Below are 25289 nucleotides of genomic sequence, written 5' to 3'. Positions count from 1 at the left end.
GTGTTAAGCGCAGTGCTCAACTAGACACAGGTCGGGGAAAGTAACATTTGCAAAAGTGGAAGCAGGACTTGCAAGCACAATTATTCGATGCGGTTCAGTTATTGAGTAAGGCAGGAAAATGTTATGTGCAAATAATTGCTCATAATGTAAATAACGGGCAATGCCTTTCATTAGCGGGAGAAAGGCATAGGCCATTAAGTAACTAGGTATTTAATATCAAAAACTTACTTCGAGTTGTCATGAGATCCCGCACTTTGGATAAGTCGATCGCGCTCATTGGTAGCACGAGTGCGGATTTCATGCATGACATAGGTTTGCTGATCACGTGTCCAGGCCTGTCCTGAATCAGGGTCAAACTGGCGTGGCATATCTACGCCAAGCGGCAAATACGCCTCGATACCCGCATCACGCGCAGTATCTACGGTACGCAGGCTGTGTTCGAAAAAAGCAATCACCGCCGTTTTACCCAAATTAGAAACACTTCCTGCTATTGATACCGCTTTCTCAGCGACTCCCAAGGTACACAGATATTTTGTATTGCCCTTACTAGAAAGGCGAGGATAAATAGCATGAAGATCATGGGCGGGAATTCGACTACCGATGGCCTCAGCGACTTCCCATTGGGCATAAACTGGAACACTTTTTTGGCGATATAGCGTTACTACCGTATCAGCAATCGCCTCATTCATCGGGCCAGGGTGTTGATTGCCATTGGGGGCTATACGATTACCAAATGCAAAGGCGAGAATGCTTTCTACCTGTGTAACAGATACTGATTCAGCGTGCCAATTGAGTAAAGAATCCATAAAGAACTGTGCAGTTTTATTGGCAACATCCTTATTATTTAACTGCTTGTTAAGCCTATCGGCAATTGCTTGCTGCAACTGCTCATCACTCAGCGACTCGATAGGATCGAACGTCGGCTGATACATCATTGCTGCCATAACCACATCAACTCAATAAAATAATTGAAAGCGCCTAAGTCGGTTTTGCAGCGTAGTCGCGGAAAAAGCATGCATAACGGCCATAGGCAATAATATCATTTTGCTACAGCCTATCTGCGTAACTTTACAGCGGGATGTAACAAGAAAAGTTATCCCGTCCGGTGGGAAACGTTTTATACCCAAGCTACTTCAAGATGCAGGTTCAGCGAGAATTTATAAGCTTATAGACAGGGCATTGTTTTGAAGATCTAGTGGCTCTAAATCAAAAAACAATAACGCTGTATATGAGCTTAGAAAACTCGCCCTTCGGGAGGTTGTCAGCCCATTCGCTCCATCGTTGAAGCTTTTTGAAAGGGACTGCCATTTCTGCAAACCTTCGCCTCGGATTGAAGGCGCTGACAACCCTCTGAATTCTGCACCTTGAGGTAACTTGGGTATAATACTCAGAGCTTAGTGATTGCGAATACTTTTGGGATGCTAATACATCATGTGTCTTAGATGTGATACACATTTTCAAGGAATTTAATTTTTGGCATAGAGGTGTCCGTAAAGGTGAAAATAGAGCTCCTAAAACTGAGCTAAAAGCTTCAGTGAAATCAGATCACCTTCTGGCCGGTTTTGTACTTCCAGCTCATTGATCCACTTGAACTCTACACGCACAGGTCGCCCAGACCACTTTGATTGGTAGCTAAGTACAGGCCCTAGTCCGACAGCTTTTGCCTTGAAATCGCCAAGTACCGCCCCACTTCCAGAGTCAGCGCTGATCTGTTGGTACCAGTAGCCAGATAAGCCAATTCCCGTAAAGCCCCGCAATAGCGGGATATATTGAATCACCGTCGAGTCAATGTGCATCTGAGCCCCAGTCTGATAACCGGTATCATCATTCTTACTATTCCAATCAAGCCCAGCAGACACCGTAAACTCCTGTCCGGTTACCGGTTCAATATATTGCAACCAAGCTACAGGAGAAAAGCTCCAATAGTTCTTACCGACATTGGCTAGTTTATCAACCTCAAAATTGCCCGTCGGAGCGTAAATATTGAAATGAAACTCAGATTGCCAATATTCAGATATTGAGTAAGCCAGCATCAGCGGCGAAAACATAATATCGCCAAGGCCACTGTCTTTGTCTCGCTGCCGTTGACCGCGACCACCAGCATCATTTGATTCACGAGCAGAAACCTCTACCGAGCTATATGGCAAAGAAATAGCCATTGCATATTGCCAACCACCTTTCAATTCTATCCCCGGATTCCAGGTGAAATTCAAAGAAGACGTTTGGGATTTAACATCCAAATCAGTGACTACCAATCCGGCCAGCGGTATAGAGAGTCCGCCCTGAGTATTACCCTCATACTTACTCAAATCCACATAAGTTTTGACTGAATGACTGGGCGGGAGTTTATTGAACCTTGATGACAAGCTACCGGGCCGGTAGTGACCACTCACTCCTTCCTCAGCCTTCACTTTACGAGGAAGCATCCCCAACGAAGTGAGTAACAATAAAACCAAACACAACAAAAAAAAGCTGCTGGCCAAGATGGCGCGCATAAAAGATATCCCTAATACCCTCAATAGATTGAAATATAGATGAGATTTTAAAAATTACTCAGTCGTTAAACTGATTTCGGTTAGGCATTGGGTTAATCAAAAGTAGATCCGTCTTGTTTATTTTTAACGCTTAATAAAGTTTGGAGTCTTTGTTTGCACATATATTCCCGTTCAATTCAATTAAATCGTAGACAATACATTCACAATGATTATGATAGCCGACTTTCAAATTACGCTTCGATTGAGAGGAAATGACAGTGGGACGAATTAAGGGGCTTGCCCATATCAAAGAACCTTATTTTGTATTACTCAGTTGGCTACTGGCACTTGCTATCATCTTCCCTCTTATTTCTATATCTGTCATTGGCAGCTGGAAAAACTACCAAGATTCCACATCAAGCCAAATTGACGCCCTTTCAAATGGCTTCAACCATGATATAAAAAAGCATTTAGCGCCTCTCAATGAAGCGTTCCTTCCCCCTTATGTATGCAATAAAGAACTGGTTCATAAGTTGCAAACGACAGATTTCAAGGCAAAAAATCTGACAAATTTCGCATTGGTGCAAAATAACAAAATTGTCTGTTCGGCCTACATGGGCACACTTCACAACCCCATGCCATTAAAAGATCCAGATTGGGTTACTCAGATGGATGTGAAAGTGATATTAGAACAAGGTATACCTGTCTTTGAAGGTTTTTTGACTGGGCGTACAGTCCAAAAAGGGGACTTTTTGGCATTCCTTGATTACCAACGAGGAGCCAGCCAAACAGAATATTCTTGGTTGAAGTACCGTGTCTATGGTTTGGTCGATGGCAAAACAGCTTATAGTTATGGCACAGAAGGCTTTCAACTCAGCGACCATACACAGCACAACTCAGGCCAACAGTGGTACGAATCTGGCCACTGGCTATTCAAAAGCTGTGACATCAAACCGAGTACTGAATGCAAGGTTATTGCGATTGATATAAAGCAATATTTAAAAAGCCAACCCAACGTCATTTTCATTTTATCGATGCTGCTAATTACCATACTTATGCTAACAACCATTTACTCAACACGGTTTTATGCATGGTTGTACAGCCTTACACGTCAAGTCCGTATTGGCCTAACGCCCGAGCAAGTAACGTTAAACTACCAGCCCATTGTTAAAATGAATGACTTATCATTGGCCGGCTGTGAGGTACTTTGCCGCTGGAGCAATGCTGAGGGTGAGTTACTCCAACCCGATAAATTCATCCATGTTGTTGAAGAAAACAATCAGACCCGCGAACTAACCAGCTTGGTCGTAACAAAGTGCATCCAAGAACTATCAACTGCAAACATGCTCGGCAAGTACCGAGTCGCACTCAATGCGTTTCCCGATGACATTGCATCAGGCCACCTGTTACGCACTCTGTGTAAGCAGCTCTCGGTAAGGGACTATTCTCTTTTTACCATAGAGCTAACCGAAAAACAGATCATGAACCTTTCAGACCTTCAAGAAGGCGTCCGTCAATTAAGACTATTGGGCTTCAAAGTCGCTATCGATGATTTTGGTACAGGCTTCTCTAATTTAGAGGGCTTGCGAGAGCTGAGCGTCGATACATTGAAAATTGACAAAAGCTTCATCTGGGGAGCAGAGACACCGTCTCTCAAGCAGAGCTTAATAAAACACATCGTCAGTATTGCCAAATCGATGGATCTCAGCATTGTGGCTGAGGGCGTAGAAACCCAGCAGCAGTTAAATTTCTTGCGTCAGCTTGAGATCGATTTCAGTCAGGGCTACTTACACAGTAAGCCTCTAAATATTTGTGATTATAAGGCCTTGGCGAATAGCTATAACCATAAAAACTAAACCGGCCCAGCAATACTTGTCATTCCGCTGGGCCGACTGTTCGTCAGATAATCCAAATTAAAAGGCTTTAAAAGTTCGCCAAGAAATACGGGATCATCAGGGCATTGACCAAGTCGATGAAGAACGCACACACCAGCGGTACAATAATAAAGGCAAGGTGAGAGTTACCGTAGCGTTGGGAGACCGCAGACATATTGGCCATCGCCGTTGGTGTAGAGCCTAGTGATATCCCCCCAAAGCCAGAACAAATCACCGCCGCATCGTAGTTTTTACCCATCGCAGGGAAAACGATAAAAATATTAATTAATATCGCAACGATAAACTGCGCGGTAAGAATGGCAAAAATAGGCCCAGCCAAGTCAATCAGCGTCCATAACTGCATGCTCATCAAAGACATTGCCAAGAAAGTACCTAGCGCGATATCAGCAATCAAAGCGATTGCAGGCTTCCTTGCTGGCCAATCAGTTCCTGTAATACGACGGATATTAACCCGGAACACCAAGTTGGTCATGACAATACCGGCGAACAAACAGGTCACGAACAACGGTAATTGCAAGCCCATCTCCGCGATTGACTCATTGAGTATGTAACCCAGAATGACACAGACATGGATAGAGAAAACGGCATCAAGAAAGTCAAAGCCCGTAATATGGCCATTGGACTGATCATCCGCTATCCCTACATCGAGCGCTTCTTTCTTCTCTGGCTTCAAGTCGTGTCTTGTGATCAAAAACTTGGCAATAGGACCGCCCATCAAACTGGCCAGAATCAAGCCAAAGGTGGCACACGCTACCCCGATTTCCATCGCATTACTGATACCGTAACCATCTGCAATACGCGGCGCCCAAGCGATTGCTGTGCCATGGCCGCCGATTAAGGAAACACTACCGCCCAACATACCTACAGGACTATCAAGGCCGAAGGCACTGGCCACACCGATCCCAGTTAGATTCTGGACAATCATATAACCTATGGTGATCGCCAAAAGAATCACGAGAGGCAAGCCCCCCTTGAGAAGATCCTTCAAACTGGCGTTAATACCTATGGTGGTAAAGAAATACACCAGCAGCACATCTCGCGCGACGAGATCAAATTCAATAGCAATATCAGACACACTATAAACAATCGCAATCAGAACGGAGAACAGAATCCCGCCCGTCACCGGCTCAGGAATACTGAACTCTTTTAGCGGCTTAAATACATTATTGAGCTGACGACCGACAAACAGCACCAAAATCCCGATGGTGACGGCAAAAAAGGAATCAAACCTCAAAATGCCATTGACCCAATCCATTTCCATTTCGTTATACCCTTAACATTCCTAAATCATTCATTAACCCTAGCAAAACTCTGTAAAATATAGCGGTTTCAAGGTCAATAAACACTGACTGACACGCAAGAATCAGTGTTATGGAATTTGAGACAATGAAAAGCCAGCAAAGAACCTTGCTGGCTTTCTCAATATTCCCAATTAAAATTCGTATTAAATTAGCGATTCAATTCCGTATTCTTTGCCGTAATTTTCAACCACAAAATCGATATCTTTATCACCGCGACCAGACAAGTTAATCAGGATTGAACCGGTTTCACCTTGCTTGGCCAACTTCAACGCGTAAGCCAAAGCATGAGCCGACTCGATAGCCGGGATAATGCCTTCACTACGTGATAGCTCAAAGAAGGCATCAATCGACTCCTGATCGTTGGCCGTTCCGTAGTTCACGCGGCCTAGATCTTTCAGGTAACTGTGCTGAGGACCCACCGATGGATAGTCTAAGCCACTGGCGACTGAATACACTTCCTGAGGCTCGCCCTGCTCATCTTTGAGCATATAGGACTTAAACCCGTGCATTACGCCCGGCTCACCTAATGATAGCGTTGCAGCATGCTCACCCACTTCCGTTAGGGAACGCCCTGCTGGTTCAACGCCATGAATCGCAACATCCTTGTCATCTAAAAATGCGGTAAACAACCCCATCGCATTCGAGCCGCCGCCGACACAGGCCACCAAGTTGTTTGGCAAGTTTCCGGTCATATCCTTGAACTGGATACGAGCTTCGTTACCGATAATCGACTGGAAATCTCGAACCATCATCGGGAATGGGTGCGGGCCGACTACAGAACCTATGGCATACAGCTGATTGATAGGATCTTTCAAGTAAGCTTCAAACGCCGCATCCACTGCTTCTTTAAGAGTTTTACGACCATGGGTAGCCGGGATCACATTAGCACCGAGAATGCGCATACGAACGACATTTGGGTGCTCTTTGGCGATATCAACCTCACCCATATAGATGTCGCACTCCAACCCAACAAGAGCCGCTGCGGTAGCAAGCGCGACACCATGCTGGCCGGCCCCCGTTTCGGCAATCAGCTTTTTCTTACCCATTTTTTTGGCAACCAGCGCTTCACCAAGACAATGGTTAATCTTGTGGGCACCGGTATGGTTGAGATCTTCACGTTTGAGATAAATCGGTGCACCGTATTTTGCCGATAGGTTCTCAGCATGAAAGATAGGACTCGGTCGGCCAACAAAATGTTTATATAAACGCGCTAGCTCTTCCTGGAACGCTGGATCTCGGCGACATTCATCATAGGCTGCCGTAATTTCTTCCATCACTTTTTGCAGCTCTTCGGGAATAAAACTTCCGCCATATTCACCAAAATAACCCTGAGCATTAGGTAAAGCGTGATCAAACGAGTTCTTCATGACGATCCTTGTCCTATTCAATGAGTACACTCAGTAATCATAAAGACTTATATGCCAAGGTTGAATAGTGACAGGATGAGTATTTAGTATAAATGTGATCTCGAAGATTGATCTTGTTAATGTGACTTCCAATCGATTAAATGCCAACCAAAGCCCATCGAGAATCTCATAAGAAGGGCGTATTTTTCACTGAAGGCCATAAGAAAAAAATAATAGTTCGATATGTTCTTATTTAAAAATTAAAGTATTTTGACTTTTAAAAAATCACTATTTTATTATTAACTTTTCGCTTCGTTAATTTAATCAATGGTATTTTCTCATTGATTAAATTCAACCAATTACACAAAAAAAACGATATAAGTTTCATGTAGCAATCAAAAGAAAAGTTGTACAAATTTGAGAAAAATCATACAGCCAGCCTCATGAAAACAAAAAAAACATATAATTCAACAACTTTAACACTATTCAGGATTGGGATTTTTCCAGATATTGAGACACTACTCAGCATTTATCACTCTATTTTGAGAAAGACACCAAGTAAAATAAAGTCTATAAACCATGACAATATTGCTCGATATAAAAGGCATAACTACATCTAACTAATAGCACTATGGTGTCGACAAAATTGTACATAAAAACACACCTAGAGGCATAGAACAATGACTCATCACGAACAAAATAAAACGGCATATCAAATAGGAAGCAAAGATAAACAATATTCTTTATTAATACCTTCAATATTATTAGCTATCAGCGCAACAGCCATTTCTCATAATGCAAATGCAAAACCTAGCTCAGAAGAAAGTGGGCTCACCTACTTAGAGGAACTCGGTAAACGACTATTTTTTGAAAATATCTCAGATCCCAAAAGAATGGCCTGCGCCTCTTGCCACCTTCCTGCAGCAGGGGGAACGAATGGGCACTCACAAACCAACGCAACTCAAGTCGTTGTTACAGGAGCAGATCCAAACGGCGTCAATCATGGTCACAACCCTGATAGGGAAAGTGGAAACCCAAATCCCGGTCGGCCCAACATTGGTGGCCTGAAGCCACCAACAAACATGTATGTTCAGTTTCTAGACCAATATGGTGATCCCAAAGGTACATCAACGTTTATCGCCAACTGCGGAGGACCCGCAAACGCCCCTTGTGGCGGTGCATTTTGGAACGGACGGGCGACAGGAACAGACATCATAGATAGCGGCATTGATGTGTTTTATGGCTTACCAAGCTACAAGTACAAAACGATGTATGAAAAATACCTCGGCCCTGTAGCCGATCAGGCCCATGCAAGCCCATTTATTAACCCGGTTGAGCAAAACCACAAAGACAAGCAAGCCACTTGCGAGCAAGTAGCGAAAACCAAGTGGGGGGCGGAGCTTTACTACTATACGTGGGGGGTCGAGCTCGACTGTAAAAAAGAAACGGATATTGCCTTTGGCCGCTTTGCCGTTGCTTTGGCTGCCTGGCAGATGTCTGCCCAGAATAACGTGTTTAACTCCAAGCGAGACGCCGCACTGGCCTACGATATCAAGCATGACGACGGCAAGTTCCCTCTGCTCGGTTTAACGTACGAGGAAAACCTGGGTCACGACCTGTTCTATGGTGCCCCCAAATTATTTGGTGGCCCTGGTGCTGGCTGCCTTTTCTGTCACCGTAGTGTACAAACTGGCGACACTAATGACGGTACTGATAAATTTGAACGCTACACCGATGATGCCTATCACAATATTGGAGTACCCAAAAACTATGAGATACCAGGTACAACTGAAGCAACAGTACCAGATATTGGTGTGATGTTCTTAACCCAAGACCCAAGCCACAAAGGACTACATAAAACCCCAACTCTACGTAACGTAGATTTACGGCCTAACCCTAATTTTACCAAGGCCTATACCCACAACGGTTATTTCAAAACACTGGAGCAGTTAGTGCATTTTTACAATACACGAGCTGTTAAACCTGACTGTGAAACAGAACACGGCATAAAAGACGCGACAGTTGAAGAAGCTATCGCCAATAACTGTTGGCCAACGCCAGAGTACTCAGAAAACACCCCACCACCGGCTATAGTCGGCAACCTACTTCTAACAGCTGAGGAAGAAGCCGCGATTGTGGCTTACCTAAAAACACTGTCTGATACAACGGTGGTTGAAACTCCTAAGCCATATCATTCAGCCAAATTTGATAAGGCACGGCTATATCATAACTATCAGGCTAAACCTTAAAACAATAAAATTGAGATGATAGATCTTAAGATAGTAGGCCTTGATTCACCAAGGTCTACTTCATTCATGGAAAGGGGAAAGTATTCGCACCTCGGGATTATGGGGCGCATCAGTTCTGTGCAACTTGAACTCAATCAACAATAAACACCCCATTATTAAATAGCTCATTGATGATTTCATTCGATGTCGAGCCCGTACCTAACCCCAACGCCGCGACATCGATATTTTCAACCGCGATGTTTTGCTCAGAGGTATCGCTGACCGCGACCGATAGAATCACGGTCTCGTCTGCATCGATACCAACAGTGATGTTATTGAGCAGGCGATCGAGATCCTCTTCGCCGTTATCCGGTAAGATCTCAGCAATATCTAGCTGATCGAGGTTAATTTCAAAATCTTTCACTGTATCAATAAAAGGAGTACCGGAAGTGGACACATCTGCGGACTGCCAGGTGAAGACATCTGCAACGCCGTCTCCTGAGCCATTTAGCTCACCGCCCCACAGTTCGTCATTACCTGCACCGCCAAGTAACTCATCACTGCCACCAGCGCCAACCAAGATGTCATCAGACAATCCACCGAGCAAGCGTTCATCGGCATCACTGCCTACAACTAAGTTCTCAGCGTCGTTATCACCAGCCCCAACGTCATTGCCGGTATTGGCTAGGTCATCTATACGGACATCGATCAACAGCTCGGTCGATGCCGCCTCACTGCCATCTATTTCCTGCGAGATACCCACCAGGGTCAAACTGCTCGCGCCTTCGGGTAAATCAGTAATAAAGACATCATCCAGTTCGTTACTTGCCACCCGCCAGCTACCGTCACCGTTATCTGTGCCGATTTCTGTTCCTGCACTGTCGACCAACCTGCCGGCACCTAGGTTGCGCACTTCAACAAACAAGGCTTCATCCGCATCTGCGGAGAGCACGACTAACCCTAAGAGCGGCACTAAGGTACCCAAGGTTGCGCGGGTATCAGCAAGCTGTGGAACGGTTAGCTCCAAGGTCGGCGGCTCGGGTTTGGGAGTGACCGTGACATTGATGACAGTCGTTGCCTGTTGCGGCCCACCAGCACCGACATTGCCATTATCGTTGGCAACAACGGTAACAACATCATCGCCTTTGAAATCTGGATTACCCAGATACGTGATCCCCGCCGCCAGTGCTGTATTGATGTCTGCTAGGCTACCTTCCAAAGTAACCGCAGCACTACCGTTGTCTGTGAGTGTTACCCCCGTGGTTTCAATCGCCGTCAAAACGCCATTGTTTGCTGTGACGGTCACCGTCATGACACCGCTGCTTCCAACCTCATCAAAATCGATATCGTTAACACTCAAGCCGTTGATCACCAATGGCGAGTCTTCCTCTACGGTCTGATCTGCTATATCCGGTAACTCGGGGGCATCATTAACCGCTTCAATATCCAAGTTAATTGTCACGAACTGGGCAATATCGTCTGTCGCCACATCGGTTTGGTCAACAGCGCGGATTTCAAAGTCTAATTGGCCATCCCAGTTATCACTGTTAGCATCGCCGGGTATAAACACTAGACGGTCCAAATCCGAGTTATCAACCGTGACCAACCAGACACCACTTCCCTGATCCGTAACCGTGCCTGTGACACCATCAGGTAGAGCAATTTGGCTCGAATCAGGTACATTACTGACTTGGATTTGCAGCGTTTCCGGTGGGTTTTCTGACACGTTAGTTCCAGTGCCGGTATAGCTATCGCTGTCATCAAAGGCTTCGATGTTGAGGGTAAGGTCAACATTGTCATCCTCGGTGCCTTCGGCTGTTGGAGTGACATCAATATCGACCCTGTCCGCAATGGGATTTACCACTACGGTGAAAGTTGCCGTATTTTCGACAGGTAAGTCCAAACTGTCCTCTTTGGAAAACACGACAATATCCAACTCCACCGAGCCACTGAAATCTTTTGGTGGGATAAGGCCAAGACTGCTCAAGTCAAATGAGTCGCTACCGGGCGGCACGGCCACACTCCACTCGCCCCCACCATTGTTATCTGCACCGTCAATAATAAAACCTTCCGGTACGTTTGCGATTTTTATCGACAAGATTGATTCAGAACCATCAATATCGACCACATTTCCACTAATACCGGCAAAGCTGATGGCACCACTGTCTTCATCGCCCTCAACCGGAGTATCAATCCCGATGAAGTTCACCTCATCATTAACCGCTATCACTTCAAAAATAATGCTGCCATCAAAGCTGGCTGTATCGGTTTGGACAGTCGCCCCTGTGGTTTCATCATATTCGGCTGTATCAACAATCGTGACAGCCACATCCAATGAGACATCACCACTAAAGTCTTGAGGAGGAACATAGCGAATCGCACCTAACTCGCTGATATCGGTGATCGTCAGACTGGTCACCTGCTCACCCGCAGCATTAAGTAAAAAGCCACCAGCTGCGCCAACACTAATTACAGCCTGATCGATGGTCTCTAGGCCTTCAAGGGTTGTGATGCTGATATCGGCCACGGTCGCAGTAACATCTAAAATTATCGTACCGTCTTCATAGGCAATATCTGGGTAAATCACCTCGGGTTCACCACCTTCAATTGGCTGGCGGTCCGCATCCAACCCTTGGGTTTCGACCACAGACACATCAATATCTGGCACCCGAACATTGTCACCGGTTCTGTCGGGAACATCGACAATAGGCGCAATACGCACCGGAATCGTATCGACTAACTCATTGAAATCACCGCTGGCGGTATCGGTGTTGACGTATTTCACATCAAGAATGAAGTCACCGGCAAAGTCCTGAGGGAGATTCAAGGTAATACCGGATAAATCGACGCTACCATCAGCCTGCACCGGTACTTTAATCACATATTCACCAGTGACAAAGTTGAAATCCATGCCAGAGATTGTGGCCCCATTAGGCAAGCTAGCAGCACTGATCACCAATGAAAGCTCATCATCTCCCTGGTTCTCCCCGACTGTGCTTAGGCTCACAATCTGATTCAGGAAAGTCCCCAAAGTCACCGTCGTATCTTCTTCACCGGTAACAATAATGCTGTCATCCACCACAATATCGGCCGCAAATTGATCGTTGAGCGTATTCCCTTGGAAATCGATGGTCAGGGTGCTGTTTACTATCTCAATGGCACTAGGGTTCACATCATCACTCTGATCTTGCACCTGAGCAGCAATGGCGATGTCCACAGTTCCGATAAAGTCAGCAGGAGCAAGGATCTGGATGTCATCCAAACTCCCCTGAGGTACTGTCCAACTACCATCACCGTTATTGATACCACCAATGACAACAAAGTCTGCTTCTGGATCAGGGAAGGTGATCACAACTGACAAGATGATCTCGTCACTGCTGGGATCGAGATCTTCAAACACGATCTGACCATCTGAGTCTGGACCGCCACCTAGATCCAAGCTGCCATCGATAGAAACTATCGTATCGACAAAATCATTGCTACCTGTAGGAGTCACTCCAATTTCGGCATCCGGCTCTACCACAGCCTGAATAATGACATTCAGGGTCCCATTAATCACTTGGACATCCGTCGCTGGTGAATCGACATCCACTTCGGTAATCGTTACCTCTGTGGTGATAGCCGTAGCGCCAGTGAGATTTAAATCTGAATCTTCCGGAGCCAACAGCTGCAGCTGGGCACCATTTAATAACTGGGTCAATTGCGCATCAGTCAAGGTTACAGAGCCCGCCGCATCGACAGCTAAAGTCGTAATCGTGCCACCATCATTGATCTGTAGCCCGTAACCGGGCTGGATATTGTTAATCACTAAACCGGTAACCTCTTCCTTGTTATCGGTTATCACTGGCTGCCAGTTAAGATTGATCGCCTGATCTTCCAATCCATTACTTTGGCGCGTGTAGTCCTCGGCATCGACCACAGGTTCAATGTGAATAACAAGCTGGAATTCGAACTCCCCTTGGTCGCCATCATTTTCTGTTACCACAACATTGGCATCGAGCACGATATCTTCTGTACTGTTCTCCGGCGGACGAATACTAATAGCCACGGGTTGGTCAGGATTACCAATATCTTCCCCGGTTAATTTTACTTCATAGCGCGGTAAACCATCGTCATCAAACCCAACAAACACCAGCGTCTGCTCATTGCCCTCAGCATCAAAAATCTGGGTACCTTCAGGGATATTAGAAACCACAAAGGTCAGAGTTTCAGACTCATCCAGCGGTGCATTGGCAAACTCCCCTGATACTAAACTAAAATCAAGTACCGCATCGGTATCTTCATCAACCGTGGTTTCAATACCGGGGATTTCGCTGCCTATAATTTCGGTCCAGTTGCTGCCACCGAGTTCAAATTCAGGTTCATCGACCACGCCGGTTAATGCCACCTCAATAAACTGCTCCGGTGTGACCAATACATCTTCGACCGTTTCGACAGTGCCGTCTTCAAGGGTAATATCAACCACATCCTTAACGACACCTTCGGCTTTGAACTGGAAGTCGACATTACTTTCCGGTACCGGGATCAGCACGACTTGATCTAATTCTTCATAGAGAATTTCATACACGCCATCGGCATCTGGAGTGAGGGTGACGCCATTTTGTGATAACAGTGCGCCATCGGGTAGTTCAGAAATACGGACAAACAGGGTTTCAACCCCGAAATCATCATCAAGATCATCAAGCTCAGTTAACTCGATAAGCGGAGCAAGAGCGATAAACTCATCCTCCAGTGACTCTACTCGGCTGACCTTGAGCTGGGCGTCATCGGCTACAGGAAGAACGTTCACCAGTATCTCTTCCGTTATTTGTGCCGTTTCCGAGCCGGGCACAAAATGTCCTAGTTCTGTACTTTGCGCAGTTAGGTTCAAGCGAATATCACCACTGAAATTATCGATGGGGTCAATCTCAATAGTATCTACTGCTGTCACTGGCACTTCAAACACACCTGGAGCGACTTCAATTATCCCCTCACCAATGAGCTGGGCTTGCCCTTCAGTGATGGTTATAAAATAGGTTAGCTCCTCCGACCCATCGGTATCTTGTAACAGTGCCTGAAAAGACTCACTGAGGCTGATATTGTCACCGTCCTCCACTCCATCGCCATAGTAAAACACTGCGGTATCAGCGAAAGATGGCTCATCTGCAATACCCAATACACTGATAGATAAAGTGCCATCTTGCAGAGGCTGGTTTACTCCATCAACGGTGACAACCTCAGCGGTTACCGTAAAGTCCAATAGATTATTCGGCTCAAACAAGGTCGAATAATCCGGCTCCGGCACGAAAGTGACACCCTGTAGCTCGAACACCCCATCACCATCGGGATCATCAAAGGCGGTGGGATCAATTTGCACTTGCCCCCCAACAGGTACGATCTCGACACCATTGAGGAAAAACTGCCCGTGAGGATCATCCGGCAGCACAATAAATACATCTCCGATCTGCTCGCCGCGATCCGCATCACCAATATCTATCGACATATTGATCGGGATCCCTGTCGTAGGATCGCCAAGCGATTCGTCGGGGTTCCGACCTTGATCTTCAACACCTTCGGAAGGCTGTACCACCAAAGTCGGTTCTTCGTCAGTGATAGTGATCGTTAATGTACTCTGGCTAGTATCGTTGTCGCCATCAGTCACTTCAAAATCAACATTGGCAACAATAGGCTCGGCGCCATGGGTGAGATCGGGTAGGGAATTAAATAACACCTGGCCTTCGGCACTGATCAATAACTGGCCGAGCAACTGACCGTCCTGATTAACGTCAAAGCTAAAGAAGCCCTCTGCATCAGGTGTGCCCGTCAACTCCTGCCTAACACCTTCAATGATAACTGCCGTAACTTCGGCATCATCGGCCCCTTCTTCAGGAACCGTCAGTACATCGAGGGTCTCTGTCGACTCCCCTTCTTCTATCGATTGGAATGCTGCATCTTGGGTCTGTGGAATATCATCATCTATCATCACGACAAACGTCACAGCAGAGCTAGCGTCGCCATCTTGATCGACCGCGGTAGCTGAGAACTCAATCGTCAGCTCGGTATCGTTATCTGGCTGGATATGATCCAGTGCACCCAGCAAGGTAAAGCTATAACTATCATCGGTTGAGGTGCCAGTTGCGATAAACGCTAATACGAAGATCACCACACCGTTCACTTGGCCTTCATAGGTGTTGTTGGTGGTATTGAAAACCAAGGTGATCTGTTGCCCGCCAGCCGTTAGCGTGCCTGCATTCGCGGTATTGAACGCATCGACATCAACCTCGTAATTAACGATTTCATCCGAGCCGGTATCAAAGGTGATTGTTGCGGTGGCGGTTTCCCCATCATCATCCGGTGTCGAACCGGGATGAAAATCTCCTCCCTCATCAATATCACTTTCCAACACAGTAACCGAAGGGATAGTGTCGATTACCGGATCAGTACCATCAGTAATCGTGGTCGTGATAAGCGCAGGTGTTTCAAGAAAATCGCCATCGGTATCTTGCACTTGAATAGGTAGGTCAAAGGCAATGGTATCGTCTTGTTGACGCACCAAGCCTGTATTATCCGTTCCGTTGTGATCCAAGGGTTTAAGCTGGGTCACGGTGGTGGTGATATCAACCTGCTCACCATCGCTGTTTTGTACTGCAGTAACAACTGCGGTTAATACCGTTTCACCATCAGCAGATAGCGTAAGAGTGCCAGTGCTAGTATCCCAAGCTGCGGTTACCGGTAATCCTCCTGCAGTTATTTCTGTTTCTATTTCAGTCAGTAACGTGGCTAACTGAACCGGATCGAGAGCGACCGTATCTGGATCCAATCGATCTACCCCAGCGGCAACCGTGATCGCGGCACTTCCTGTAACTGGATAGCCTTGCTCAGCTTGATCTGGCGTAAGATCCCCCTCCGTAAAGGCAATTTGCGCTGTATTACCGCCAGCAGGATCCGTCCCGTCTTCAATCGTTACAGCAATAGAACCTTGTGATGTGTCATCATCGCGATCTGTCACTTCTATTGCTAATTCCAGGGTAGCGATATCTGAATCATCTATTTGATCTAATGGCTGCGACTGAGTGACACTGTAACCACCATTAATATCAATATCGATTTCCAGCACCACAATATTCGGGTCATCGGCCCTAACCACTGTGATTTGATTGCCAGAAACCGTAACTACCAGGTCAAAACCATTACTGGTGAGGCTATCTAACGCAGGTTGTGCGGTAGAAAAAAGAACAGAAATAACATCGTCACTGCCTTGAATGACCTCGATATTGCCTGTCCCCGATGATGTCCCATCGTCGCCTTCATTGAGGGCCAATCCGGAATCGTCGCCAAAGGCGGGATCATCACCGTCTTCGATATTGATAGTGATGATGCCTGTATTACTATCCCCGTCATCATCGGTAACTAACACATTGAGCGGCAGAGATATTGTGTCATCGACAAGGTGATCAAGGTTATTATTGAGGGTCAGGGTATAATCACCGGTCGGCGTCATCACCACAGTGAAAACGTTCTGCTGGCTGCCGTTTACATCAATGAAGGCATTGAGGGTATTGCCGCCTACCACCTCAAACTCTACCGCAAGCCCATCACTGAACAGGTTATCAAAAGCGGGTTGGTCAGCTACAAAGTTAATCGTTGCGACTTCATCGCTGCCAACATCAACGCCAATTTGGCCTGGTGTCGGTACATTAAGATCTGCCGTCTCGTTTACTGTGACAGCGCTACCCTCAGCAAGCTCTGGTATCGGCCCATCGGTAATGGAAGCAGTCGCACTGACCAGCGCAACTAAGCTATCGCCATCAACATCCGTCGCTTGCAGGGGCAGGTTCACCGAGATCATTTCACCACTGACCGACACAAACCCGTCATTGTTACCGTTAATGTTATGGTCCAATGGAGCAGATTGAGTCACCGTCATGGTCAAGCCAATATCCTGGCCATTGGCCGCCTGCTCTGGGGTAAAAACGATAGTTAGCACCGTGGTGCCGTCTCCCAACACACCTACTAACTCGTTAGTAACTGGATCATAGCTAAATACTAGTGCCTCTCCGCCGCCAGACGTCAGTTCGCTATTAAGTTCAGCCAAAATCGCAGCCAGTTGATCAGGATCTATCTGGACGGATTCCGGCACTAAGCGATCAGCGCCCGCGACAATCACCTCCAGTTGCTGCTCTGTCAACGGATACCCACTAGGCGCTTGGTCAGGCGGGGCTAGGTCCGGCTCGGTAAAATCGACGGCGATAGTGCCACCACCAGCAGGATCATCGCCATCAGTGATCGTAATGGCTACCTGCCCAGAGGTTTGGTCGCCATCGTCGTCAGTGATCACCACATCAAGTGGTATTAACAGGCTATCACTGTCGATATGATCCAGCGTTCCGCTGAGCGTTGCTTCAAACTCGCCATCAATATTGATGGTGACCAACAAGATGGTATTTCCTAGCGAATCTACCAAAGTGATTTCACTACCTATCGGTGTCCCACCGACCACCAAGCTGACTGGATTGCCATCACTAGTAAAGTCAAGTGCTGCCTGGGTATCGGCAAACAGCAGTGAAGCAACATCATCACTGCCTTTATCAATACTTATCGTGCCCTCAACTATCTGGTTTGCATCATCGGTTTCATTGAGACTAACTCCAGCTCCGTCTCCCAAAGCCGGAAACTCACCATCCGTAATTGTCACAGAGACACTTGCAGGTTGGGTTAAGTCATCACCGTCGGTATCGGTTGCCATCAGCGGCAAGGTAAAAACTATTTCCTCTTCATTGCTGGTGATATAGGGCGAAGTAATCGTGGTGTCGAGGTGATCGAGTGGTTGAAGTTGAGTTGTGATTACCGATACGGTTAAATCGTCACCGTTGCCTGCCTGAGTACTGCTTATCGCAACCGTTAGCACCAAACTACCATCTGGCAATCGCGCTTCAAGTAACCCTCTGGCTTCATCAAATGTTACTGCTAATGGTTCACCAGCCGAGCCAAGTACCGCTTGCAAATCAGCTATCACACCGGCAAGTTGATCTGAATCTATCGATACCGAATCAGGAACAAGACGATCGGCTCCGGCAACAATATTCAAGGTTGCCTCAATACTTTCCGGATAGTTACCGGGCTCAAGATCTGGCTCCACCATAGCAGCCACAGCACTTTCTCCACCCGCGGGATCTGAGCCATCAATGAGAGTCAGTACTATTTGGCTATCATCAGTATCTCCGTCGTCATCTGTTGCCCGTATATTTATGGGCAAAATAAGCTGATTATTATCAGCTGGCTGATCAAGTGCATCACTTTGTTCGAGGATATAGGAGCCATCATTGGTAATGGTCACTGTAAGTACAACTTCGCCTTGGTTGCTGCTGATCACCAACTGGTTTTGATCGACTTGATAACTAACCGACTCGCCATTGCTGGTAAAGCCAGCAACCACACTCGCAAGTTCGGGGGTATCAAGAAACACCACACTGGCAATGGCATCACTGCCCACGTTCAATTCGATTGAACCCGTTGTCGTACTGACCTGCCCAGCAGGCGTATTATCCGGATCAGTAATTTCAGCGCCAGAATCAGTACCGAAGGTAGGTACATCCCCATCAATAATGGTGGTGGTTAATATTGCTGGGGTATCAAGGAAATCACCGTCGGTATCATTGGCTTGGATCGGCACCGTCACCACGATCTGTTCACCACTGACAGAAACGAGTCCCTCACTGTTACCACTCATTAAGTGATCAAGTGGTAACAATTGAACTAAATCAGCAGTAATGGTGATACCCAACCCATCGGCGCTTTGGACGGAAGTCAGTGTTAACGTCATGGCGACTTCGCCATCAGGCCTTACGCCAGACAGCACATCGGTTGCCTCGTCAAAAGTAAAAGTAAGCGCTTCACCGCCAGAGCTTATCTCTTGCTCTAGTTCATTGATCAAATCTGCCAACACCAGTTCATCAATGGTGACAGTATCGGGATCTAACCTATCGACGCCAGGTGTCAGCTCAATGGTATCTTGCCCTGTTTCCGGATAATTGTTTGGAGCCAAGTTAGGCTCAACAAAAGTGATCTCACCTGTTTCCCCGCCCGGAGGACTGTTACCATCAATACTGATCAGCACCACTAAACCATCGGTACTATCGCCATCAAAGTCGGTTGCCGTTACTGCTAATTGCAATACCAACTCAGCACGGTCAAGCTCATCAAATGGCTGCATTTGATTGACTACATAGTTACCATCAGTGCTTATTGAAATAGTTAGTACTAACTCTCCACGGCTATCCACCAGCTCTAGTTGGTTACCGTTAACTGTTACGGTTGTCTCAAAGCCGTTGCTGGTAATACCGTCCAAATCAGGTTGAAGAGTGTCAAACACCAGAGTGTTGATTTCGTCACTCCCCACGTCTAGTGGCACGCTCCCGCCAAGTTCGATACCTAGCGAGTCCGCTTCATCAATCACCGTGCCGGCATCAGTGCCAAACAATGGATTCTCGCCGTCAAAAATAACCGAGTTGACCAGCAATGGAGCATCCAAAGGGTTACCTGCCAGGTCAGCCCCTTGCAATGGCAACAATACCGATAGCGCATCATCAACATTGGTGACTCGGCCACCACTCCCCTCCCCATCGGGAAGGTGATCAATCGGACATTCCAACAAGGTCGTGACAGTTACAGTGACATCCCTTCCCCCGATTTCGGCTGTAATCTGGAAGGTCACCACTGTACTACCGTTACTGACACCGATGACCGCATTGCTGGCAGGATCAAAAGTAAAGACAACAGGCAGTCCGCTAGACGTCACCTCGGCATTCAACTCTGCCAACAAGTCATCTAGTTGCGCCGGATCGAAAGTAAAGGAGTCAGGGGCTAGCGGAAGTGAACCTGCGCTCACGATCACTTGCGTTGAAGATTCAGAAGGATAGGTATTGGGCGAGAAATCGGCTTCGGTTAATTGCATCTCACCTATTTCACCACCAGAGGGGGCAAACAACGGCGGAGTCTCATCCTCAGCGGCAATCTCACCGCGTTCAAATTGAGTATCAAAACCCGCTTCTGCCAACGTCGCATCGCCGTTGTAGTTGATAACAACAAAACCACCATTGGCTGTCTCGCCACTGCTGCCCACGCCTCCCGTACCGCTAGCCGTTCCTCCGGAAAAGCCAGCAACTGGCGGTGCCAAAATATCGGTTGGATCGGCACCAGCTAATATTTGTTCCTGTATAGCTTCCAGCTCTTGCTCGCTTAACCCAAGCTGAGCAAATGAAGCCTCATCCGTAAATTGCCCCAAAGGTTGAATAGCCAAACCTTCGGGGAATATTTCCAAACTACGATTAGTATCACTAGAAAGAGAGGCATCACTAGATGGAGCAATCAGCACACAGGTTGGACAGGGCCAATCAACTAAAACAAGGTCACCATGTTGCATAACCATATACTTCGCATTGCTATCAGCTAACAGCATCTGACCGGATGCGATCTTAAAGGTTTCACTAGCACCAATGGTCTGGGTTTCCCCGTCAGGTTGAACAACATACACCTCTCCCTGATTCACCGTCACTTCAATGCTATCAATAGCTTCTGTTTCACTAGCAACCGTTTCTGTTTCGCTGGGCTCTATACGCTTTGAAGATACATCTGATGAAGTGTTAAACGACGATGAGTCAGCCATACGCACTACTCTTGACTGGTGATTTTGGGAGGTTAAGTCCTAATTTTAGTCTCGTATTCAAGCCAACCTTCACAAACCCTAAACGGTTCTCAGGTTTTAGAATTCCCAAACTCGTTACGACAGGGGACTAGGTCATAACCTAAGCTTTCATGATTCAGCGCCTGCTGGTTAGAACCAATAAACATAAAGCAGGTAAACTATTGTTTTCGTTACCACTATAAGGACATAGGTTGGCTAACGTGTCTGTCAGTACGAGGCTAAGTACGAAGGCATGACAAACCTGAAGCAGCAGATCAAACCACAGCATCTCGACTATGTGCGAGAGTCCCATTACGCCTCATTGCTTGAGGCATCGGGTCGTTCACGCCTGCTACTTTGGCTTATCGCCCTGTTTTTTGTCGCCGCCATTATGTGGGCCGCTTATGCCCCGATAGAACAAGTCACCCGTGGTGAAGGTAAGGTCATCCCTTCTTCGCAGCGACAGATAGTTCAAAACCTCGAAGGCGGTATTGTCGAGGCCATTTTGGTGCGTGAAGGGGAGCAGGTCACCGTCGGTCAATCGCTCATCCAGCTCGACGACACCCGTTTCAAAGCCGACTTTGATGAAAAAAATCAGGATTTGCTGGGCATCAAAGCCGATAGTATCCGTCTAAATGCATTATTAAACAGCATAATCACATCACCACCAGACAAGTCACCCAGCAAGCTGTGGCGTCAATCCGTTACCATCTCACCAGCCAACCTCGCTTTTCCTGATCACTTTCATCAGCAGAACGCCGGTTTGGTGAAAAGGCAACAAAACGAATACCGTGATCAACTGGCCAGTTTAGATAATCAATTAACCCTGATGGCCCAGCAGATCCAGCAAAAGCTCCGAGAACTGGAAGAAGCACGAGCGCGACTTAAGAACCAGAAACAAAGCTATTACTTGGCCAATGAAGAATACCGAATCACCAAACCACTGGCCGATGAAGGCGTCGTGCCCAAGATTGAGCTGCTCAAGCTACAACGGCAAGTCAATGAAACCCGTAAAGAAATGACATCGACTGAATTGCAAATCCCGACGATGAAAGCGGCATTAAACGAAGCGATATTCAAACGGCTCGATATCGCCCTTAATTTCCGATCCGATATTCAGTCTGAACTCAACCAGACTTCCGATAAGCTCGATGCTTTGAGTCAGTCTCACCTTGGCTTACAAGATAAGGTCGTGCGTACCCTCGTCACCTCTCCTGTCAACGGTACGGTTCAGAAAATTCATATCAATACCCTCGGTGGTGTTATCCAGCCCGGTATGGATCTTATCGAGGTGATCCCCACCGAAGATAGCTTGTTGGTAGAAGCGCAGATCTCGCCCAAAGACATCGGCTTCCTTCGACCAGGATTAACCGCGGTGGTGAAATTTACCGCTTATGACTTCACTCAGTATGGCGGCCTGACTGGCACGCTTGAGCATATCAGCGCCGATACCCAAGTCGATGAAGAAGGGCATAGTTACTATCAAATTCGGATCCGAACCGATGAAACGGAATTTACCGATCCGGCAGGAAACCGACTACCCATTATTCCGGGGATGAATGCGGTAGCCGACATTATTACAGGCGAGAAAACCGTCTTGCAGTATTTACTCAACCCAGTGCTGAAAGCACAGCAAACAGCACTCAGAGAGTGATTATTTTAGGGGCTGCTTTCTATGATTCTTTTACATAAACGATTCTTACAACCTTTTAGTAAACGCAGGATGAAGATCACGCTGATAGCGAGTTTACTTTATGTTCCCTCGGCAACAGGACAATCGTTAGAGCAGGCGGTAGCTGATACGTTAGCGACCAACCCTGAAATCAAGCGGGCTTACAATGAGTTCATGAGCCGAAACGAGTCTACCCGCTCTTCTGTCGGCGATTACTTACCATCTGTCGATCTAGAGGCCAGCGCAGGGTACGAGGACTACGACAATACGACTAACAGCACCGGGGACTATGAACCGCTAGATGCCACCATCAGTTTGCGTCAGCTTATCTGGGATGGGTCCGTGACCTATCATGATATCCAGCGCAACAAAGCTGAAGCCGAAGCTCAACGCTACCAACTTCTGGCGGATGCCCAAGACAAAGCCCTACGAGTCACTGAGATCTATCTCGACACCCTTGAGGCCCAGGAAGTACTGGCTTTGTCACAAACTAACTTCGCGGTCCACCAGCGCATCTTCACCGATATCAAAAAACGGACTGATTCTGGCATTGGCTCAACCGCCGATTTAGCCCAGATAGAAGGACGACTTGCCCGTTCGCGTTCCAACCTCATTGCGGCTGAAAATAACCTGCAAGATAAGATCACCGAGTTCTACCGTGAGGTCGGCAGTGCCCCGGTTAATCTGGAAAAACCCGAAGTCGACCAAACCTATATCCCGACCTCGCTTGAAAGTGCGATCAGTGAAGCCAAAGACATGAACCCGGTATTGTTTGTGGCAAAAAATGATATCGATGCAGCAAATTACCAATACAAACAGGCCAAAGGGGATTTTTACCCCACTTTTTCTATCGAAGCCTCCCAAGAATGGGGAGAAGATATCGATGGTACGCCGGGTCACACGGATGAATTCAAGGCCATGCTAAAGATGGAATACAACCTGTACAACGGTGGTTCGGATTTGGCCGAAAGCCGCCGTGCCGCCTATCAGCTAAGCCAGTCAAAAGATGTACGTGATCGTGCATACCGTTTACTGGAAGAAAGTACTCGCCTGGCCTGGAGTGGAATGGAACTAGCATTAAATCAGATCCTTTACCTACAAAAACATGTTGATGCCTCAGCCCGCACAGTTATTGCCTATGAGAAACAGTTTAGGATCGGCAAACGTACCCTCTTGGATGTCCTCAATACTGAAAATGAGCTATTTGAAGCGAGGAAGGCGTACCTCGATGCACATTATGCCGGGATCCTTGCCAAGTACCGGGTACTGAATTCAACCGGTCAGTTACTGGAAGAAATGCGGGTCGATGTACCGAACCGGTGGTCGGAATCAGTACGCTAGGGGGAACCATGATAAAACTCTACACCAAACCGTTATTGTGGTTACCACTAGCCTGGGTGCTTGCACTGTTCAGTTTATCAGGCTGCTCAACAGAAGCCGAAGCGCCTCCGATCGCCGATCAATCACGGGACTTATTAGATGATGATGCTGACGGCGTGATCAACGCCCGTGACAAATGTCCAGGCACCCCTCATTCCGCCATTGTTGATAACGACGGCTGCCCCACTTTTGTCGAACGCGCTGAATCGAATGATCTGCATATCTTGTTCGCCAATGATTCTACCGTCATTCCTGATACCTTTTTATCGCAAATAAAACGCATGGCTGATTTTCTGGCGACCTATGCAGAGGCACGCATTGAGCTAAAAGGCTACGCCAGCCCGGTGGGGGGGTCTGAATACAACCTTGGCTTATCAAAGCGCCGAGCCAAAGTAGTCCGCCAACAACTCATCGACTATGGTGTCAGCCCTAACCGGATAAAAACCCTTGGTTTTGGTGACAGTGAACCGGTCGCTGCTAGCACAAAAGAGCAATCCAACGCATTAAGCCGGCGAGTTACCGCTCGGGTACGGGGAGAAAAGGGAAATGTATTAGAAGAGTGGACCATTTTTTCACTACGCGCCGACTAGCCATCAATGACAAAAACAACGAAGGAGATTCGGATGCTATTGATCTCGCTATTGCTTAGCAACAGCTGGCTAAGTCCGTCAGATGTTGTTGCCGAACAGCCCCATATTGGTTACCCAACATTAAGTGCCGGTGAAAAAGAGATCGTAAAACGCATCGAACAAACTTACAGCAGACAAGCAGCAATGAGGGTAATGGCTTGGCGACAATTATTACTCGCATCAAGGCAACAAAACGAACTGACACAGTTAAAACAAATCAATGATTTCTTCAACGAGCTACAGTTTCTCGATGATATCACTATCTGGGGCAAGGAAGATTACTGGGCAACTCCCTTAGAGTTCTTGGGAGCCGGAGCCGGTGACTGCGAGGAATTCAGTATTGCCAAGTACATATCGCTACGTGAGCTAGGGGTGAATGATGAAAAACTTCGCCTGATTTATGTCAAAGCGCTAACCTTAAACCAGTTCCATATGGTATTGGCTTATTATCCTACGCCCAGCGCTGTCCCTTTGCTGCTTGATAACCTGACCCCAGAGATTTTACAAGCAAACCAGCGGCCTGATCTCCAACCTATCTATAGCTTCAACGGTAGCAAGCTGTGGCTGATGAAACAACGCGGACAAGGTCAACTTGTCGGTGATGCCAGCCGAATCAAACACTGGCAGTCTTTGCAGCAGCGAGTACTGCACCATCAGTTTGCCAAGCCCGTGCTTTGGCTAGATAGCGAATAGGAGGCAATG

Annotated in this window: 11 protein-coding genes; 6 read left to right on the top strand and 5 right to left on the bottom strand. The window is 47.1% G+C overall.

Annotated elements, in window-relative coordinates; all coding sequences use genetic code 11:
• Nucleotides 1–224: 224 nt before the first annotated feature.
• Entirely contained in the window at nt 225–944 is a 720-nt protein-coding gene (locus ACVA58_RS12655) for a hypothetical protein (RefSeq protein ID WP_446510795.1), read from the bottom strand.
• Nucleotides 945–1511: 567 nt separating this feature from the next.
• Nucleotides 1512–2495 carry a SphA family protein gene (locus ACVA58_RS12650; RefSeq protein ID WP_446510794.1) on the bottom strand — a complete coding sequence of 328 codons (984 nt, stop codon included), beginning with the start codon at nt 2493–2495 and terminating at the stop codon, nt 1512–1514.
• Nucleotides 2496–2752: 257 nt separating this feature from the next.
• On the opposite strand from ACVA58_RS12650, the gene ACVA58_RS12645 reads away from it, so the two are divergent.
• On the top strand, nt 2753–4330 hold the full coding sequence (locus tag ACVA58_RS12645) for an EAL domain-containing protein (RefSeq protein ID WP_446510793.1): 1578 nt from the start codon (nt 2753–2755) through the stop codon (nt 4328–4330).
• A 67-nt stretch (nt 4331–4397) separates the two neighbouring features.
• Here ACVA58_RS12645 and gltS read toward each other — a convergent pair whose 3' ends face one another.
• A complete protein-coding gene (gene gltS / locus ACVA58_RS12640) occupies nt 4398–5624 on the bottom strand; it encodes a sodium/glutamate symporter (protein WP_446510981.1) in 1227 nt (408 codons plus the stop codon).
• A 189-nt stretch (nt 5625–5813) separates the two neighbouring features.
• On the bottom strand, nt 5814–7037 hold the full coding sequence (trpB, locus tag ACVA58_RS12635; RefSeq protein ID WP_446510792.1) for a tryptophan synthase subunit beta: 1224 nt from the start codon (nt 7035–7037) through the stop codon (nt 5814–5816).
• Nucleotides 7038–7696: 659 nt separating this feature from the next.
• Here trpB and ACVA58_RS12630 point away from each other — a divergent pair.
• A complete protein-coding gene (locus tag ACVA58_RS12630; RefSeq protein WP_446510791.1) occupies nt 7697–9265 on the top strand; it encodes a cytochrome-c peroxidase in 1569 nt (522 codons plus the stop codon).
• A 130-nt stretch (nt 9266–9395) separates the two neighbouring features.
• Here ACVA58_RS12630 and ACVA58_RS12625 read toward each other — a convergent pair whose 3' ends face one another.
• On the bottom strand, nt 9396–20888 hold the full coding sequence (locus ACVA58_RS12625; protein WP_446510790.1) for a retention module-containing protein: 11493 nt from the start codon (nt 20886–20888) through the stop codon (nt 9396–9398).
• Nucleotides 20889–21159: 271 nt separating this feature from the next.
• Between ACVA58_RS12625 and ACVA58_RS12620 the strand changes: the two genes are divergently transcribed.
• The 4 genes from ACVA58_RS12620 to ACVA58_RS12605 all read left to right on the top strand — a co-directional run bounded on the left by ACVA58_RS12620 (nt 21160) and on the right by ACVA58_RS12605 (nt 25280).
• Nucleotides 21160–22560 (top strand): HlyD family type I secretion periplasmic adaptor subunit, encoded by a 1401-nt coding sequence (locus ACVA58_RS12620; protein WP_446510789.1) that lies wholly within the window; start codon nt 21160–21162, stop codon nt 22558–22560.
• A 69-nt stretch (nt 22561–22629) separates the two neighbouring features.
• The gene (locus tag ACVA58_RS12615; RefSeq protein ID WP_446510788.1) at nt 22630–23919 is read left to right on the top strand and encodes a TolC family outer membrane protein; all 1290 of its coding nucleotides are present in this window, start codon (nt 22630–22632) and stop codon (nt 23917–23919) included.
• 8 nt (nt 23920–23927) lie between these two features.
• The gene (locus ACVA58_RS12610) at nt 23928–24548 is read left to right on the top strand and encodes an OmpA family protein (protein WP_446510787.1); all 621 of its coding nucleotides are present in this window, start codon (nt 23928–23930) and stop codon (nt 24546–24548) included.
• A 33-nt stretch (nt 24549–24581) separates the two neighbouring features.
• Entirely contained in the window at nt 24582–25280 is a 699-nt protein-coding gene (locus tag ACVA58_RS12605) for a transglutaminase-like cysteine peptidase (RefSeq protein ID WP_446510786.1), read from the top strand.
• Nucleotides 25281–25289 lie beyond the last annotated feature (9 nt).

It is taken from the genome of Photobacterium sp. DNB22_13_2 (assembly GCF_052873915.1).
The sequence above is the reverse complement of the archived record's forward strand: the minus strand, read 5'-3'. Positions and strand labels throughout refer to the sequence as shown.

Excerpts from the sequence above, each read along its gene's own strand:
- ACVA58_RS12655 (WP_446510795.1), bottom strand. The coding sequence starts at position 944 with ATGGCAGCAATGATGTATCAGCCGACGTTCGATCCTATCGAGTCGCTG.
- ACVA58_RS12650 (WP_446510794.1), bottom strand. The coding sequence starts at position 2,495 with ATGCGCGCCATCTTGGCCAGCAGCTTTTTTTTGTTGTGTTTGGTTTTA.
- gltS (WP_446510981.1), bottom strand. The coding sequence starts at position 5,624 with ATGGATTGGGTCAATGGCATTTTGAGGTTTGATTCCTTTTTTGCCGTC.
- trpB (WP_446510792.1), bottom strand. The coding sequence starts at position 7,037 with ATGAAGAACTCGTTTGATCACGCTTTACCTAATGCTCAGGGTTATTTT.
- ACVA58_RS12630 (WP_446510791.1), top strand. The coding sequence starts at position 7,697 with ATGACTCATCACGAACAAAATAAAACGGCATATCAAATAGGAAGCAAA.
- ACVA58_RS12625 (WP_446510790.1), bottom strand. The coding sequence starts at position 20,888 with ATGGCTGACTCATCGTCGTTTAACACTTCATCAGATGTATCTTCAAAG.
- ACVA58_RS12620 (WP_446510789.1), top strand. The coding sequence starts at position 21,160 with ATGACAAACCTGAAGCAGCAGATCAAACCACAGCATCTCGACTATGTG.
- ACVA58_RS12615 (WP_446510788.1), top strand. The coding sequence starts at position 22,630 with ATGAAGATCACGCTGATAGCGAGTTTACTTTATGTTCCCTCGGCAACA.
- ACVA58_RS12610 (WP_446510787.1), top strand. The coding sequence starts at position 23,928 with ATGATAAAACTCTACACCAAACCGTTATTGTGGTTACCACTAGCCTGG.
- ACVA58_RS12605 (WP_446510786.1), top strand. The coding sequence starts at position 24,582 with ATGCTATTGATCTCGCTATTGCTTAGCAACAGCTGGCTAAGTCCGTCA.